The sequence below is a fragment of the Actinomyces sp. Z16 genome, assembly GCF_003111765.1.
GTDB classification, from domain to species: Bacteria; Actinomycetota; Actinomycetes; order Actinomycetales; family Actinomycetaceae; genus Actinomyces; species Actinomyces glycerinitolerans.
The window spans coordinates 2,469,404-2,485,736 of sequence record NZ_CP027862.1; the positions used below are offsets into that span (position 1 = coordinate 2,469,404).

General features: G+C 70.8%; 15 protein-coding genes. 1 reads left to right on the plus strand and 14 read right to left on the minus strand.

Going from position 1 to position 16,333, the window contains the following annotated elements; translation table 11 throughout:
* Positions 1-354 precede the first annotated feature (354 nt).
* The 14 genes from C3B71_RS10225 to C3B71_RS10295 all read right to left on the minus strand — a co-directional run bounded on the left by C3B71_RS10225 (position 355) and on the right by C3B71_RS10295 (position 14,766).
* Positions 355-711: a chorismate mutase gene (locus C3B71_RS10225; RefSeq protein WP_083565799.1), complete on the minus strand. Its 357-nt coding sequence runs from the start codon at positions 709-711 to the stop codon at positions 355-357.
* Positions 708-2,000: an ATP-dependent Clp protease ATP-binding subunit ClpX gene (clpX, locus tag C3B71_RS10230; protein WP_108967867.1), complete on the minus strand. Its 1,293-nt coding sequence runs from the start codon at positions 1,998-2,000 to the stop codon at positions 708-710. The genes C3B71_RS10225 and clpX overlap by 4 nt, the downstream gene beginning before the upstream one ends.
* Before the next feature lie 162 nt (positions 2,001-2,162).
* Positions 2,163-3,533, minus strand: a complete 1,371-nt coding sequence (gene brnQ, locus C3B71_RS10235) for a branched-chain amino acid transport system II carrier protein (RefSeq protein WP_258522921.1) — start codon at positions 3,531-3,533, stop codon at positions 2,163-2,165.
* A gap of 28 nt (positions 3,534-3,561) precedes the next feature.
* On the minus strand, positions 3,562-4,533 hold the full coding sequence (locus C3B71_RS10240) for a diaminopimelate epimerase (RefSeq protein WP_073330584.1): 972 nt from the start codon (positions 4,531-4,533) through the stop codon (positions 3,562-3,564).
* A 29-nt stretch (positions 4,534-4,562) separates the two neighbouring features.
* Positions 4,563-5,540: a tRNA (adenosine(37)-N6)-dimethylallyltransferase MiaA gene (gene miaA, locus C3B71_RS10245; RefSeq protein WP_108967869.1), complete on the minus strand. Its 978-nt coding sequence runs from the start codon at positions 5,538-5,540 to the stop codon at positions 4,563-4,565.
* Positions 5,537-6,232, minus strand: a complete 696-nt coding sequence (locus C3B71_RS10250) for a YbjN domain-containing protein (protein WP_108967872.1) — start codon at positions 6,230-6,232, stop codon at positions 5,537-5,539. Before C3B71_RS10250 ends, miaA begins: the two co-directional genes overlap by 4 nt.
* Positions 6,229-6,702, minus strand: coding sequence for a YbjN domain-containing protein (locus C3B71_RS10255; RefSeq protein WP_073330589.1), 474 nt, complete (start codon positions 6,700-6,702; stop codon positions 6,229-6,231). Before C3B71_RS10255 ends, C3B71_RS10250 begins: the two co-directional genes overlap by 4 nt.
* Before the next feature lie 278 nt (positions 6,703-6,980).
* On the minus strand, positions 6,981-7,484 hold the full coding sequence (locus C3B71_RS10265; protein ID WP_108967876.1) for an FMN-binding protein: 504 nt from the start codon (positions 7,482-7,484) through the stop codon (positions 6,981-6,983).
* Positions 7,481-8,299, minus strand: a complete 819-nt coding sequence (locus C3B71_RS10270; RefSeq protein WP_199912490.1) for an ABC transporter ATP-binding protein — start codon at positions 8,297-8,299, stop codon at positions 7,481-7,483. Before C3B71_RS10270 ends, C3B71_RS10265 begins: the two co-directional genes overlap by 4 nt.
* 1 nt (position 8,300) lies before the next feature.
* Positions 8,301-9,686 (minus strand): ABC transporter permease, encoded by a 1,386-nt coding sequence (locus C3B71_RS16705; RefSeq protein WP_199912491.1) that lies wholly within the window; start codon positions 9,684-9,686, stop codon positions 8,301-8,303.
* An 8-nt stretch (positions 9,687-9,694) separates the two neighbouring features.
* The gene (locus C3B71_RS10280) at positions 9,695-10,984 is read right to left on the minus strand and encodes an ABC transporter permease (RefSeq protein ID WP_108967878.1); all 1,290 of its coding nucleotides are present in this window, start codon (positions 10,982-10,984) and stop codon (positions 9,695-9,697) included.
* 1 nt (position 10,985) lies between these two features.
* A complete protein-coding gene (locus C3B71_RS10285) occupies positions 10,986-12,257 on the minus strand; it encodes a DUF2318 domain-containing protein (RefSeq protein ID WP_108967881.1) in 1,272 nt (423 codons plus the stop codon).
* A gap of 87 nt (positions 12,258-12,344) precedes the next feature.
* Complete coding sequence (locus C3B71_RS10290) at positions 12,345-12,977, minus strand: iron transporter (RefSeq protein WP_108967883.1); 633 nt, start codon at positions 12,975-12,977, stop codon at positions 12,345-12,347.
* Between the two features lie 31 nt (positions 12,978-13,008).
* A complete protein-coding gene (locus C3B71_RS10295; RefSeq protein ID WP_108967885.1) occupies positions 13,009-14,766 on the minus strand; it encodes an FTR1 family iron permease in 1,758 nt (585 codons plus the stop codon).
* 172 nt (positions 14,767-14,938) lie between these two features.
* Here C3B71_RS10295 and C3B71_RS10300 point away from each other — a divergent pair, with 172 nt between their 5' ends.
* Entirely contained in the window at positions 14,939-15,925 is a 987-nt protein-coding gene (locus C3B71_RS10300; RefSeq protein WP_108967887.1) for an FAD:protein FMN transferase, read from the plus strand.
* The last annotated feature ends 408 nt before the right edge of the window (positions 15,926-16,333 follow it).

Here is a 16,333-nt window from a genome sequence, read left to right on the forward strand (position 1 = left end):
CACCACCGGGCACATAACGGGCCATCGACGCGAACGTGGTGCTTCAGCCCGGCGCGTCCCGGTCTTCTAGCTGGTTCGGGCATCTACCCCACGAACCGTCGCAGGAACTGCCGAATCGTCGACCGCAACACGCGAACCGTCGGGCGAGGGCGCGAACCGTCGTGCATGATCCACCGCGCGCTCTCCCAGCCAACGCGCACTCCCACCAATCGCGCCACGTGCCGCACTACCGGGACACGCGCGCCAACCACCACCGACAGCCCAGGGCACCCTCAAGCACGAAGAACTCGGAAAGCCACCGTCAGTCCTATCGGTTCTGCGCCCCACGAAGGACGCATGGGAGCCGGGAAAGGCTCACTCGTCTCCTTCTTTGCCGTCCCGGATGGCCTCGTGGTGGCGGATCACCTCGGCGACGATGAAGGCGAAGAACTTCTCGGCGAACACCGGGTCCAGGCCCGCCTCCTCCGCGAGCGCCCGCAGCCGGGCCACCTGCTGCTCTTCACGAGCCGGATCCGAGGGTGGCAGGTGTAGTTCCGCCTTGAGCCGGCCCACCTGCCGGGTGCAGCGGAAGCGCTCCGCCAACAGGTGGATGAGGGCGGCGTCGAGGTTGTCGATGGTGGCCCGGTAGGCCGCCAGCTGCGGCGGCACCGGGGCGGGCGCACCCGACGGCGCCCCCGGTCCTGCCTGCGGCTGCGGCGGCTGGCTGCTCATGCGGTGCGGGTCCTGCCCTTGGAGGTGGCCGACAGGGTGCCGCTGCCGTGCTCGTAACGGGGGCTGCCGATGCCGCGCACGGCCTCGGCGTCGACGACGACGCGGCCGACCTCCGGCATGGAGGGCACCTCGAACATGGCCTGCCCGAGCACCTCCTCCACGATACTGGTCAGCCCGCGAGCACCGGTCTTGCGCTCCAGTGCGAGGGTCGCAATGGCCCGGATGGCCTCGTCCGTCAACTCCAGTTCCACACCGTCGAGGCTGAACAGGTACTCGTACTGGGTCAGTAGGGCGTTCTTCGGTTCGGTCAGCACCCGCACCAACTCGTCCACGCCCAGGTCGTGCACGGTGGCGATCACCGGCAGCCGACCGATGAACTCGGGGATGAGCCCGAACTTGTGCAGGTCCTCGGGACGCACCGGCGTGGCGAACACGTCCTCACCCTGCTCCTTGGCAAGAGTGGCACCGAAGCCCACGTTCTGGGCGCCGGCCTCGCGGCGACGGCGTTGGCGGACGATCTCCTCGATGCCGGAGAAGGCGCCGGCGGCGATAAACAGGATGTTCGTGGTGTCGATCTCCAGGAACTCCTGGTGGGGGTGCTTGCGTCCGCCGCCCGGCGGCACCGACGCGGTGGTGCCCTCGATGATCTTCAGCAGGGCCTGCTGCACGCCCTCCCCGGACACGTCGCGGGTGATGGAGGGATTCTCCGCCTTGCGGCCGATCTTGTCGATCTCGTCGATGTAGATGATGCCCTTCTCGGCGCGCTTGACGTCGCCGTCTGCGGCCTGGATGAGCTTGAGGAGGATGTTCTCCACGTCCTCGCCCACGTAGCCGGCCTCGGTCAGGGCGGTGGCGTCGACGATCGCGAAGGGCACGTCCAGCAGGCGGGCCAGGGTACGGGCCAGGTGTGTCTTGCCGGTGCCGGTGGGCCCCAGCAGCAGGATGTTGGACTTGCCCAGCTCCAGCCCGTCCCCCTCGGCGACGGCACGCTCACGCATCTGGACGCGCTTGTAGTGGTTGTATACGGCCACGCTCATGGCGCGCTTGGCGTCTTCCTGGCCGATGACGTACTGGTTCAGGAAGTCGAAGATCTCCTGCGGCTTGGGCAGTTCGAGCGGGACACCAGAGCTGGACGCGCCCAGTTCCTCATCAATGATCTCATTGCACAGTTCGATGCACTCGTCGCAGATGTAGACGCCTGGTCCCGCGATGAGCTTCTTGACCTGCTTCTGACTCTTGCCACAGAAGGAGCACTTGAGAAGGTCGACGCTCTCAGCGCTGCGTGCCACCTGGATTCCCTCCCGTTTTCGGGTGCGCCCGCCACGCGCGGACACCGCCCCAGCCTACGGGGAGTAGGCCGCCACGGCTATAGTCAAACGGCCGGTGTGTTGACACCAATCCCTGGGCGAACTCCCGCAGGTGCCCGTATCCCCTGGGCAGGCGGTGCTCCATCAGTGCCCGGAGGCGGTGCGACCCCAGCGCCCGGAGCGCAGGTCCGCAGCAATCCCCAGGGCGCCGGCCACGAGCGTAGGCAGGATCCAACCGGTGGTGTCATTCCAGTGGCCGGTGGCCGCCAGCAGCTGCGCGGGAGCATCCACCCCGAAGCCGGCCAGGGCCGCAACCAGCCCCAGCAGCCCGGCCACGCCCACCGGCACCCGGTAGGCGGCCCGGAGGTGTCCGGGGGCGACGGCGTCGATGAGCGCGACCAGCACCAGCGTGATCGCCACGGGATACAGCAGCAGCGTCACCGGCGTGATGACCGCGATCATGGCGCGCAGGCCCAGGTTGGCCAGGCCGAAGGAGATGACCGCGCCGGCCAGCAGTTGCGCATGCGGGCGCAGCCGCGCCGGGACCGGCAGGGCGGGCAGCGCCGCCGTGGCGTAACCGGCCCAGGCGGACAGCAGCCCCACGCTGGTGGTCAGGCAGGCCAGCAACACGATGGCCGCGAAGATCACTACCCCCCAGTCGCCCAGTGCCCGGGCCGCGGCCGCACGCAGCAGGGCGGTGCCGTCGTCGGCGGCGCCCGGGGTGCGCTCACCGATCAGGGCCAGCCCCACATACACCGCTGCCAGCAGGCCCGCGGCCAGGGCCCCGGAGGCGGCGGTGGCCCGCACCACCGCGCGCGGGGTGCGCAGGCCCCGGCCGTGCAGCGTGGTGATGACCACGATGCCGAAGACGGTTGCCGCCAGCACGTCCATGGTCAGGTAGCCGCGGGTGAGCCCGATGGCGACGGGGGCGGCGGCGTAGTCCGGCGCGGCTGGACGCGTCACCACCGGTTGGGAGGCGACCACCACCGTGCACAGCACGGCGATCAGCGCCAGCAGCGCGGGGGTGAGCCAGCGGCCGATCGTGTCGGCCAGGTGGCTGGGCCGGGCCGCCACCGCCACAGACGCAGTGAAGAAGACTGCCGCATGGGCCGGCAGCGCCCAGTGGCCCGCGTCGACCCCTGCCAGGCCCAGCAGCGGGCGAATGGCCAGCTCATAGGAGACGGTGGCCACCCGCGGCACCGCGTACAGCGGACCGATGGACAGGTAGACCGCCAGCGGCATCAGCGCACCGAAGCGCGGCCCCACGCGCCGGGCCAGGCCCACGATCCCCTCTCCGGAGGTGGACACGGCAACCACGGCCGCCAGCGGCGCCACCACCCCGGTCGCCAGGAACCCGACCAACACGGCAGGCAGGTGTGCGCCGGCCGACGCGCCCAGGACCGGTGGAAAAACCAGGTTGCCGGCGCCGAAGAACAGGGCGAACAGCATCAGTCCGGTGGTGGCGACGGTCGCCGGGCCGGCTCCTCCGCCGGGCGTGGGGCGGGCGGTGTTCACGGTGGCCGGGGCGGGGGCCGCCGTGCGCTCAAGCAAGGGTGATCCGCCCGACCAGGTTCACCGGTCCGGTGAGTACCGGGGAGGCGCCGTCGGTGAGCGGGGCGGCGCCAACGTGCACGCCGACCTCGCCGCCGGGCAGGCGCAGCAGATAGTCCGCGGGCGCACCGTTACCGGTCCATTCATGCAGGGCCAGCGCCGCCGCGCAGCTGGCCTCGGCGCTGGCGCGCACCTCCCCAACGCCCGGCGTCAGCACGCGCACGCGGGCACGACCGACGGTGGTGCCGGTCTCCGGGTCGGCGTGTTCGCCAAGCGGCACCAACAGTTCCAGGGTCGGAGGCGTTAGCGGCGCCGGAGTGTAGGCGATCGACTCGCTCGCGGCGGGATCGCCAAGCTCGGCGGCATCCAACTCGGCCTCCTGCTCGACGGCGACGACGGCGTGCCGGCCCGACAGGTTCAGGCTGAGGGCGGCCCGTTCCCCGGCCAGGCCCGGGATCGACACGGCGGTGTCCCAGCCCTCCGCGGCGGCGTCCGCGGCCGGATCGGTCACCTCCGCCAGGTGGGCGGGGCCGACGTCGACGGCCCACAACTCGCCCAGGCGGGTGACGGTGCGGGCACCGCCGCGGGTGCCGATGGTGATGGCAGCGCCGTCGGCGAGGGACACCAGGCCCTCGGCGTCCAGTACGGCGGCCAGCAGGCGGCAGGCGTCGCCGTAGGTGGGTGCGGCGCCGGCCGTGGGGGCGCCGTCGGGGCGGTAGTAGTCCAGGAACCATTCGGCCTCGGGGACGGCGGCGCGGAACGCCCCGGTTCCGGGCAGGGCGGCGGTGCGCACTACCCGTACCAGGCCGTCGGCGCCCAGGCCCGTGTGCGGGTCGCAGACTGCGGCGACGTCGGCGGCGGTGAAGGCGGCCTCCCGCTCGGGGTCGACGAGCAGCAGGAGGTCGGAGCCGGCGGCGTGGCCCTTGATGAGGGTGCGGCCGGCCAGGCCGGGGGCAATGGTCATGGGGTCACCCTATTGCCTAACCGGAGCTGTCACTGTCCGGCCCGGGCGTGGGTCTCCGCCGCCTGCACGAGGCGGGCGGCTTCGGCGACGATGCGCGCACGCTCCCCACTCGCCCAGGTGACCCCGTTGGCGGCGACGTCGAGCCAGTGCACGCGCGGGTCGCGGCGGAACCACTTCAGCTGCCGGGAGGCGAGTTTGCGGGTGGCGGCGGCAGTGGCGGCGACCGCCTCCGATCGTGACATGCGGCCGTCGAGTACGGCGATGGCCTGGGCGTAGCCGATGGCGCGCGGCGCGGTCGGGCCCTCCTGCAGGCCGTCCTCGAGCAGGCCGGCAGTCTCCTCCAGCAGGCCGGAGGTGAACATGGTCTCGGCGCGCACGTCGATGCGCCGGTTCAGGACGTCGCGGTCCCAGCGCAGCGCCAGGTGCACGGTGGGGACGAGGTCGGCGTAGCGGGGCAGCGAGGCGGAGAAGGGACGGCCGGTGAGCCGCACCACCTCCAGGGCGCGCACAATGCGCCGCGTGTTGCCCGGCTCAATGCGCGCGGCGGCTTCCGGGTCCACCCGTTGCAGCTCCTGCCGCAGAGCGGCGGTGCCCTCGACTCGGGCGCGTTCCTCCAGCGCGGCACGCAGCCGGGGGTCGGTGCCGGGAAAGTCCAGGGCGTCGGTGACGGCGCGCACGTACAGCCCGGAGCCGCCCACGATGACGGCCCGGTTGCCGCGCTCGGTGATGCCCTTTAGGTCGGCGCGGGCATGGAACTGGTAGGCGGCGACGCTGGCCTCCTGGCGCACGTCCAGCACGTCGAGTTGGTGGTGGGGGTAGCCGCGGCGCTCGGCGAGGGGGAGCTTGGCGGTGCCGATGTCCATGCCGCGGTAGAGCTGGAAGGCGTCGGCGTTGACCATCTCGGCCGCCCCGCCCAGGGCGTCGGCCAGGTCCAGGGCGAGCTCGGATTTACCGGTGGCGGTGGGACCGACCACCGCCACCTGCACCGGCGGGATCTGGGCGCTCACAGCTCGGGCAGCAGGGGTTGGACCCGGCTGAGGGCCTGGGTGCAGGAGGACAGGGCGGTGTCCAGATGCAGGCGCAGCTGAGCGTCGGTGACGCCCGGCTCCATCCCCACCAGGTAGGTGGCACGCACCAGCGGACCGGCCGGAGTGTCCACGAGGGCGACGGTCGGGAAGTACTTGTCGCGGTTCCAGTCGTTGACGGAGGCCGCCAGCTCGTCGCGTTCGCTCCCACCGGCCGGCTTCTCCCAGTCGCCGGACACCAGCAGCCAGTCGTCGTGGCCCTCGGGAATCTCAATGACGAAGGGGAAGCCGTCCCAAGTGCCCAGCAGGCATACGTGGCCATCCTCGCGGTGCCGGCGCACCCCGTAGCCCATCGGACCGGTGAGCATGGCCTCGATGCGATCCAGGGTCAGTGGGGTGGGCAATTCGCCGTTGTCGGGCCCGCGTGTGGTGCCGCGGGCGACCTGCGCCGAGCCGGACTGCGAGTCGGCTCGGGTGTCGACGCGCTCGGGGTAGTCGATGTCGAAGTCGGACAGGTCCACCGGCCCGGGGTGGCGCAGCCGACGCCCGCCCTCGCGGTGGATTTGCCGCACGTCGGGCGGGTTGTCCTGGTCGCCGGGAACGCGCTCATCCCAGGACTTGCCGAACAGGCGGGCGATAAAACCGGTCCAACGCCGGCCGGGCCGACGGCTCATGGCTCCAGCCTTCCGCGGATGGGGTCCGGGAAGACATCCTCCGCCTCCCGCATGAGGGCGACGATGAGCCGGCAGCCGGTGAAGATGAAGTCCTCGAGCTGCGCGTCGGTCATGCCGGCGCCCAGCGGATAGGTGACCTCCCCGTGCAGCCGCACCACGCCGCCGTCGGCAATCGTCAGGTAGGCCTTGGGACCGATGCGGGTGGCGTTCCAGTCCTCCACCAGGCGGCGCAGTTCAGCCAGGTGCTCGGTGTCGGCGATGCGGTGCCACACGCCGCGCAGCTGCAGGGCGCGGTCGCCCTGGAAGATGGCGTGGACGGTGACGTAGCGCCAGGGGATACCGACGTCGCCCTCATCGTCGAGGAAGAAGCGCAGGCCCAGGCGACGCACGCAGTCCATGACGCGGTCGACGTCCACCGGAGCCGGGGCTGCGGGGGCGTCGGCGGCGCTGGCGGGTTCGAACTGCGGCATGACACCAGCGTAACGGGCAGCCCGAGTGTTTCCCATGTGGCTTCGCGGACGGCTGCGCGGCACGCAACCGGCGGGAGAGGTTGGGGCGAAGGCGTGGCGGGGCCGGCGGGAGCGGCCCGAGGCACGAGGGCCGCGAATGACGGGCCGGGCCCCAGGCTGTCGGCGAGCGGGAGAGGTTGGGGCGAAGGCGTGGCGGGGCCGGCGGGAGCGGCCCGAGGCACGAGGGCCGCGGATGGTAGCCGAGCCCCAACCTCTCCCGCCGCCCGCGCGTTTCGTTATCAGGAGGCCTCGGCGGCCTGGGCGGCGATGGCGTCGACGGCGTCGTTGAAGGCCGCGGAGGTCTTGGACGCCCCGGCCAGGGCGGTCACGTGCGCGTCCTCGATGCTGCGGCCGACCACCGCGTCGTCGATCTCCTCGACGAAGTCCGCCATGTAGTTCTTGGACGTGCCGGTCAGGGCGTGCCCGGTGACGGACACGTCGGTGATGTAGCCGCCCTGCAGGCTGAGGGTGACGTCGATGGAGTCCTCCTCCACCACGTCGTCCACCACCCCGTAGGCCTCGCTGACGGTGTACTCGCCGTCGGCGTAGGGGCCCCCGGTGGGGGTGGCGGAGGCGGTGGGCGCCTCCGCTCCGGCGGTGGTGGCGGGCTGCGCCGTCGGGTTCTCGGTCTGGGCGCGGCCGGCGTACTCGTCCTGCGCGGGAGTGACCTCCCCGCCACCACAGCCGGCCAGGCCGGCGGTGGCCAGAACGGCGCCGACGGCGGCCAGCGCGCGCCGCCTCATGACTGCGCCTCCTCGCCGCGGAGCGCGGAGGCGTCGCGCGCCCGGGTGTCCGGCTCGCCCTGTCCGAAGTCGAGCATGTCGCTCTCGCGGCGCCCGGCACCGCCGACGTTGTGCTTCTCCCCCACCAGGCGCCCGTGGTTGAGCAGGATCTGGCGCTGTCCGCAGGAGGCGACGTGGGCGTCGTGGGTGACCACGATCAGGGTGGTGCCGGCGGCGTGCAGGCGGGCGAAGATGTCCAGGACCAGCTGCTCGTTGGCCTCGTCGAGGTTGCCGGTGGGCTCGTCGGCGAGTACGAGCTGTGGGTGGTTGATCAGTGCGCGGGCGATGCACACGCGCTGCTGCTCGCCGCCGGACAGCTGGGAGGGCAGGTGGTGGGCGCGCTCCCCCAGGCCCACGTTCTCCAGGGCCGCCAGCGCCTCCTTCTCATCGGTCATGGAGTGGTAGTACTGCGCGACCATGACGTTCTCAATGGCGGTCAGGTGTGGGATCAGATGAAACTGTTGGAAGACCAGGCCGATGACGTGCTTACGGATGTCGGTCAGCTGGGAGGCGTTGAGCCGCCCGAGTTCGCGCCCGTCCAGGAGCACGGAGCCGCGGGTGGGCGTGTCCATGCAGCCGATGATGTTCATCAGGGTGGTCTTGCCGGAGCCGGAGGAGCCGACGACGGACAGCCACTGCCCGCGCGGCACCTGCAGGCTGAGGTCGTCGACGGCGTGCAGGTCGCCGTAGATCTTGGACACGTGCTGCAGTTCGAGCAGCACATCGGCGCCCTGGTCCGGCGAGCCGGTCCGCGGCGCGGTGAGCGTGTCGGTCATGTCATTCCTCTCTGAGGACGAGCGCGGGGTCGATGCGCGAGGCGCGGCGCACCGGAGAGTATGAGGCGACGACGGCGACCAGCGTAGTCAATGCGACGGAGGCGGCCGCCAGCCACCAACTGAAGCCGATGGGGCGGTCGAACACACCCAGGCCGACGGCGACGGCCAGCCCATAACCGATGGCGGTGCCGACCAGCCCGCCGATCAGTCCCAGCAGGGCCGCCTCGGCGAAGAACTCGGTGGCGATGGACCCCCCGGAGGCGCCCAGCGCCTTGCGCAGGCCGATCTCGTTGCGGCGTTCGGCCACGACGACGGTCATGGTGGTGGACACCCCCACCAGCGTCAGGCCCAGCACCACCACGGCCACCACCCAGAACAGGGTGTTGAGCATGGTGATGATGCGGGTGTCCCCGCTGGAGATCTTGGAGACCGGCTGGGCGGCCACGCGTCCGGCGGCGTCGGAATCGGTCACCGCGGCGGCGGCCTCATCCACGCCGGCGGCGGAGGTGTCGACGGAGAACTCCACCACGTCGTAGCCGGCGTCGACGGTGCCGGTGAGCGACTCGAGCGCGGCGGTGGGGACGTAGACGATGTCGTCCTCCTCCCCGCCGGTGTCGACGATGCCGGACACCCGCCACTGGGCCTGGCCCGCGGCGGTCTCATCGGACTTGGCCGGGTCGCTGGTGGCGGCGGTCGCCGAGCTGGAGGCCGAGGCCCCGGCATCGCCGTCGCCCTCCCCAACGGAGGCGAGGTTGTCGCTGGACAGGTACTCGGCGTTGACGGTGGAGCCGATCTTCAACCCGGCGTTCTCGGCCACATTGAGCCCGATCAGCACCTGCCCGGCCTGCGGCCAGTCGCCGTCGATCTCCCAGTGGCCGTTGAGCGCGCGCACGGCGTCGACGTCGATGCCGGCCAGCAGGTAGGGGGAACGGTTGATGCGGATGGTCTCGTAGCGGTAGGCGGCGGTGGCCAGCTGCTCGGTGGTGGTGTCGGTGGCCGCGGCGACGGCGGCGTCCACCAGCGCCAAGTCGGCGGCGCTGATGCGTGCGGTCGAGGTCGGGCTCTCCCCCGCCCCGTCGGCGTTCGCCGCCGTCGCGGCGGCCGCGTCCGTGGCGGCTGTCGTGGCGGAGTCATTCGTGGTTGAAGCCGCCTCGGCGTCAATGGGGGTGACGATCAGGTTGGCGCCGTACTGGCGCATCTCGGCACTCATCTGGGCGGGTACGGCCAGGCAGATGGAGGCCAGGCAGAACAGGGTGGCGGCGCCCACCACGGATGAGCCGATCGCGGACAGGGCGCGGGAGCGGCGCCGCAGCATGGCGCCGATGAGCATGGTGGCGAACATGCGTCGATTGGTCATGGGCCGGCCGATGCCGGAGCGAGTACTCATGTTCCTCCTCACCGCTTGTGCAGGGCGGTTGCCGGCTGAATCCGCAGGATGGTCCGCATTGAGGAGGCGGTGGCGATCACCAGCACCAGCGCCACCAGCACCGCCACCAGCACGTACACCATGGGCCGCATGGTGATGGAGGAGCCGAAGACCACCCGCCCGATCAGTTGGGCGATCCCGGATCCGGCCGCCGCGCCGACGGCCGTGCCGATAACCCCGATGACGGCGGTCTCGGCCAGGATCAGCCGGTTGATGGAGGCGGAGGAGGCGCCCACCGCCTTGAGCAGGGCGAACTCGCTGGTGCGCTCCACCAGGGAGGCGTTGGTCAGGGAGGCGACGGCCAGCACCGCGGCGACCAGGCTGAGAGCGGTCATCAGGATCATCAGCGCCTGAGTCTTCTCCAGCACCTTGCCTTCGACGGCGGCCACCTGGCGCACCTGCTTGGCGACGGCGCCGGGCATGACCTCCTCGATCTGGTAGGTGATGGAGGAGGCGTAGGCCGTGCAGTACCAGGTCTCCCACTCGGAGGCGGACAGCACATTGGGGTTGCGGGCCGCCTTGCGCGACAGGTCGTTCTCCGGGGTGGTCAGCGCCTTGACCTCCACCTCGTCGACCTGACCGACGTGCCCGGTGAGTTCCTGGACCACTGCCAGCGGGGCGTACAGGGAGTCGTCGTCATCGTCGCCGGAGGTGTACACGCCGGTGACGGTCAGGGCCCGCTCGCCGCTCGCGGTGGACAGGGTGAGGGTGTCGCCGGTGGTGACGCCCAGACGCTGGGCGAGGGTGGAGCCGACGACCGCCTCGTCGGCGTCGTCGGCGGGCCAGGCGCCCTCCAGGGTCCACCAGGAGCGCAGGGTGGTGACTCCAGCGGTGGTGGTCTGCCCGGTGGACAGATTCAGCTCCTTGTCGAACCAGGTGCCGGTGATGGCCAGATCCTGCGCCTGGGCGGAGGCGGAGGCCACGTCGACGCGGCCGGTGAGCTCGGCGGCGAAGTCGACGATGTTGTAGGCCCAGAAGATCGTCTTGATGTTCGGCACCTCTGCCTCGTCGATGAAGGCGGTGGCCTCGGTGGTCTCCTCGGTCTCGTACAGGCTGGAGACGACGGCGTCGGCCTTGGGCTGGACCACGATGTTGGAGCCGTAGGCGGTCAGCTCGGCGTTCAGCTTGTCGCCGACGTCGAGCACGACGCCGAGCATGGCCACGGAGATGGAGGCGCAAAGCGCCACGGTCAGACCGACCAGGGAGCGGCGCCACAGTTGGCGGGTGAAGGAGCGGTGCAGTAGGCGGGCGAAGAACACGTCAGGCGAACACCTCCGCGCTGTCCTCCAGGGAGGAAAGGGGCACGGATACGGCGCCGTCGGCGACGGTGAAGTCGATGGGGATGGGGTTGCAGCCGCCCTTGAAGCCGATGGTGGCGGGGTTGATGGCCACGTCGCAGCGCTTGCAGATGATCTTGCCGTCGCGCTCGTAGTAGCCGGCCGGCCCGCAGGACTCGCAGGCGTCCAGTCCCACCCCGTAGGCGCCGCCGTTCTTCAGAATCATGATGAAGCGGACCTCGGTGCCGCCGGAGGCCTCGTAGGCGAAGCGGTGCAGGTGGCCGTCGGCCAGGAGGGTGGCGGACACGACGGCGGCATCTTGGGAGCGCTCGTAGGGTTCGGGATCGGACAGGGTGGGAACCTCGTTGACCTTGGCGACGGCGACGGTCCGGGTGGCCACGAGTGCGGCGAAGCCGAGCCCCGAGGCGAGCACCCAACGGCGCGAGCGGCGCCGCTCGGCGCGCAGGGCGCGGGTGCGGGCCGGATTGGACTGCGCCGGGGTGCGCCCGACCGCTCGGACCAGGGCGAACCCCATGGGCACGAGCCACACGGCGGCCGCCGCGAGCAGGATGATCCCGCCCGCATTGTTGGTGGCCCAGGTCATGGCGCGAAAGGCGGATCCGCTCAGGCGGATCCGGTGGGTGGACTGCAGTACCCGTGCCAGCTCCGCCAGGTGCATCGCCCCGAACACGACCGCGAAGACCAGTAGGGTCACGCGGGTGGGACGCACCGGGGCGCGGCGGGCCGTGCGGTAGTAGACGAAGGCGAGCAGGGCCACGGCCACCCAGCCGCCGATGAATCCGAGGAGGCGCAGCAGCATTTCGGAGGACAGGACCTCCTCGCCCGGCTCGATGAAGGCGGTCAGCCCCAGCACCACGTTCGGGACGGCGCGGAAGAACGCCAGGCTGACCGCCAGGCAGGCGACCGGATGGGCGACCGCACCCAGCCGACCGTCCGCGCCCCAGGTGGGGCGGCGCACCAGCAGCGCGAGTACGACGATCAGGGCCGCGTCGATCGCCACACAGGCGATGAGGGTGGGGATGTTGACGACCGTGCGCCGGTCGATGACGGCGGTGGCCCGCAGGACGGCGAAGACGAGTCCGGCAGCAGTACCGGTCAGGGCGGAGGCCAGGCGCCAGCGGCCCGAGCGCGTCCAGCCCTCAACGACGGCGGGCGTCAGCAGGACGGCCAGAGCGGCGTACAGCAGGAAGGGCAGGGTGGCCCCTCCAACAACGGAGACAAAGCGCTCCAACACTCCGCAGGTGCTCCTCTCGGTATCGGTTACCTATGTCTGTTCGCCCGTGCCTGCGGGCCACGTGACGGCGGCGCCGTCACCGCGGGGTCACCACTCCATGGGGGTGTAGTCCCAGTCCCAGGTGAGCTCGATGGGCTCGTTCCAGAAGCGGCCCTCGACACCGGTCTCGGGGTCGGTGTGCAGCACCCAGCCGTTCTCCTCCGGGCTGTGGATGGTGATGGTGACCGTGTACTGGCCGGCCTCCTCCAGGGCGATGTTGGCGCCGTAGTGGGGGCCGTCGGAGGCGTTCATCTGCATGAAGGTGCCCTCCACGGCCTCGCCGGAGCCGTCGGCCGGGGCGATGGAGTAGTCCACGGTCAGGCCGGGCACGAAGTCACCGGCACCGTAACCGAGGGTGTTGTCGGCCAGGGCACTGACGTCGGCCTCCATGTGGAAGCTGGCGTCGGAGGCGGCCAGGCCGGCGGCGCCGGCGGGCTCCATATCGACCGGCTGGAAGTAGACCAGGTTGACGCTGATCTGGCCCTCGGCCTCCTGGTCCACTTGGGAGTCGTTGACGTTGAACTCCTCGAATCCGGCGTCGTTGCCGGCGTCCGCGGCCGCCTCGGTGGCAGCGTCGGTAGAGGTGTCGGCGGCGTCGTCGGACGAGGAGCAGGCGGCCAGGCCGAGGGTCCCGACGAGGACGAGCGCGCCCGCCGCACTGACGAGTTTGAGGGATCGCATGGGGTGTCTTCCTTTGCGGTTGGTGGGTTTCTTATTCGGTTGCCCCGGCCGTCTCGGCCGCGGCGTCGGTGTCCGCGTCCGCGGCGGCCCGGGCGGCGTCGACCCGGCGGTGACGCAGCACGGACACGGCGGACAGGACGATGACGAGCGCGGCCATGAAGGCCTGGAACAGGAGGGTCTCCCGGTAGGGGTACAGGCCCAGGTAGTCGTACGTGGGCCACCCCGGTAGGTAGGTTGCCGGGATGATGTCGCCCTCGATGAGGGCGTGGGCGCCGCCGCCGGCGAAGATCACGACGAGGACGGCCATGAGGAAACTCGTGATGGCGAAGAAGGGCCGCAGCGGAATCCTCACGCTGGTGAAGCGGATGAGTAGGAAGATGACCACGAGCACCGCCGCTCCGGCGGCGAAGCCCTGCCAGATGCTGGCCGAGCCGGAGGGGTCCATGGTGAACAACGCCTCGTAGAACATGACCGTCTCCGCGCCCTCGCGGAAGACCGCGAGGAATGACAGGGACGCCAGCGCCCAGAAGCCGCCGTCGGAGATGGAGGCCTCGGTCTTGTCCTTGATGTAGCGGTTCCAGGAGGCCACCGATGACTTGGACAGCATCCAGTTGGAGGTGAACAGCAGCATGACCATGGCGATCAGCGCCACGACGCCCTCGAGGATCTCCTGGTGGGCGGAGGCGGAGTCGTACAGCCAGGCGAACAGCAGCGCCACCACGCCGGAGCCCGCCAGCCCCAGTACCAGGCCGGCGTAGATGTACTTGACCCGGTCCCGCATGCCGGCCTTGAGCAGGTAGGCGATGACGGCGGCGACCACCAGGATGGCCTCCAGGCCCTCGCGCAGCAGAATCAGGAAGGCCTGCCCGAAGGAGCCGGTGAGGAAGGCCTTGACGGGGCTGATGTTCTCGGCGGCCCCGCCGTCCAGGGTGGCGGCGTCCTCGGTCAGGTAGCCCTTGAGGGTCTCGGCGTCGGCGGTGATCGTCTCGATGTCGCCGCCACCCACCATGGCCTTGCGCACGACCTTGAACTGGTTCTCCACCTCGGAGACGCGGTCGCCGGAGATGGCGGACATGACGGTCTTCTCGAAGCCAAGCTTCTCGTAGTAGCCGTAGTAGGCGTTGTTGACGTCGGCGGCCCCGCCCTCGCGGTCGCCGGCGGCGGCCTTGTCCACGCCGGCGTCGATGAGTTCGTTCATCTCGGCGGCGACCTCGGCCCAGCTGCGCTCGCCGCGCCCCTCGTTGACGCGGGTCTTGTTGGCCTGGAGCTCGGCCCGCTGGGTGGCGATGGTGGCGGCCTGGTCGGCGGCGTAGGTGCGCGGGTCGGCCAGGTCGGCCAGCTCGTCGAGCTGGGCGGTGGTGCTCGTCAGGGAGTCGGACAGGTCGGTGACGCCGGAGTCTATGGTCTCCTGGTTGCCGGTGGCGTAGGCCGCCTGTCGCAGGTCGGTGAAGGCCTGCTGCTGCTCGGACACGACGTCGGCGCCGAGGTTGTCGGTGGTGACGACCTGCAGGTTGGAGGCGACGTAGCCGGAGTTGTAGGCGCGCTGGAAGGCGGCGGCGGCCCCGGAGGTGTCGCCCGAGGCGTAGGAGTCGGCGGCGGCGTCGAGCTCGGTGGAAATGGCCTGTGCCACCGCCGACCAGGAGTCGTAGTCCGTATCGGACTCGGCCGCGTGCGCCGTCGGCCACAGCCCGGATACCAGCCCGGTCAGCAGCAGCAGTAGCGCACCGAGCGCAACGGCGCCGCGGACCGGCGGGGGCGCGGGGCGGTCCTGAAACGGGGCATGGGCCATGCTGGCGGCTTCCTTCACATACTGGATACGTTAGTCAAGCCTTCTACATAGTAGATGAGCCTGACCTGCAAACGAAAGACTAGGCTTACATAAATAGATTCGTCAAAAGCTGTTGTATTAAGACCTGGCAGGCCGTCATGATCCACCAGTCGCATCGATCCGGGGAGACGCAATGAGTGCTTTGTACGCTCCGGGCGGGCTCGCACACGCCTGGCGGTTCGAGGCCACCGGCTGCCGGTGGACCGTCCACACCCGTTCCCCCCTGCCCGCCGCGCTGCGTCGACAGATCACGGCGCACATCGACGCCTTCGAGAACATCTGGTCCCGCTTTCGCCCAGGGTCGCTGGTGCGTCGGGCCGCCGCCGGGCGGCTCGCGCCAGAGCCCGACGGCACGGTCGCGCTCGCACTGCCGACCGGCTCGACTCCCCTGCTGGACCTGTACGACCGGCTGCATGCGGCCACCGGCGGGCGCATCGACCCGTTGGCCGGCGCGGACCTGGTGGAGCTCGGTTACGACGCCGACTACAGCTTCGTGGTGCGCGACGGCGCCGCCCACCGACTCGGTGCCATCCATGGGCGTCCGACCTGGGCGGCCTGGGCTCGCCACGACGGCGATCGACTGCTGCTGCGCCGGCCGACCCTGGTCGACGTCGGTGCCGCCGGCAAGGGTTTCCTGGCCGACCTGCTGGCCGCCCGGCTGCGCGCGGCCGACCATGAGGAGTATGTGATCGACGCCAGCGGCGACCTGTTGGTGCGCTGCCAGCAGCCGGTGCGCATCGGCCTGGAGCGGCCCGCAAGCGCGGGCGACGACCCGGACGGCACGGTGGTCGGCGTCGTGGAGTTGACCGCCGGGGCGGTATGCGCCTCGGGCGTATCCCGCCGCACCTGGGGGCCGGGACTGCACCACATCCTGGATGCGCGCACGGGCCTGCCCGTGACGGGGGCGAGCGCCGTCGTCGCCGCCTGGGCGGTGGCGGACCACTGTGCCGTCGCCGACGGGCTGGCCACGGCGCTGTTCGTGGCCGACCCGGCCCGGCTGGCCGCCGCGGGGTTCGACTACGACTTCGCCCTGCTGCGTGCGGACGGCTCGGCAGCCACCTCACGCACCTGGCGCGACCTGCCCGCCGAACTCTTCACCGCCCCTCGCCGAGGTCGGTAGATCTTACGTGCCGAGGTCGGTCGATATGGCGGAGCCGGACCCGCCGACGTGTGGCGTCTGTCCATACAAGACACCCTGCCCCATCACGTCCACGCCGCCATCGGGGCAGCTGCCCACTCACACCTTGAACTCGAACCACTTCTTCCGGTGCGGAGATGTGGCGCGGGGCGGCTAGCGTGCCGGTGTCGGAGTCGGTCGTCGGCATGGCCGGCGTACGATCTGCCGTCTCGCGTACGATTCCTGCTCTCACGCACGCGTTTTGGAGTATCCCGACTCCCAGGCGCGAGGAAACCTCCAAACGCGTACGCGAGACGGACACGCGTACGTCAGAGGCGGAACAGTCCTGGCGAACGAGATCAGCGGCACCAGGAATCCTCGCCACGGCCGGAAGAATGATAGTGCGCCCAC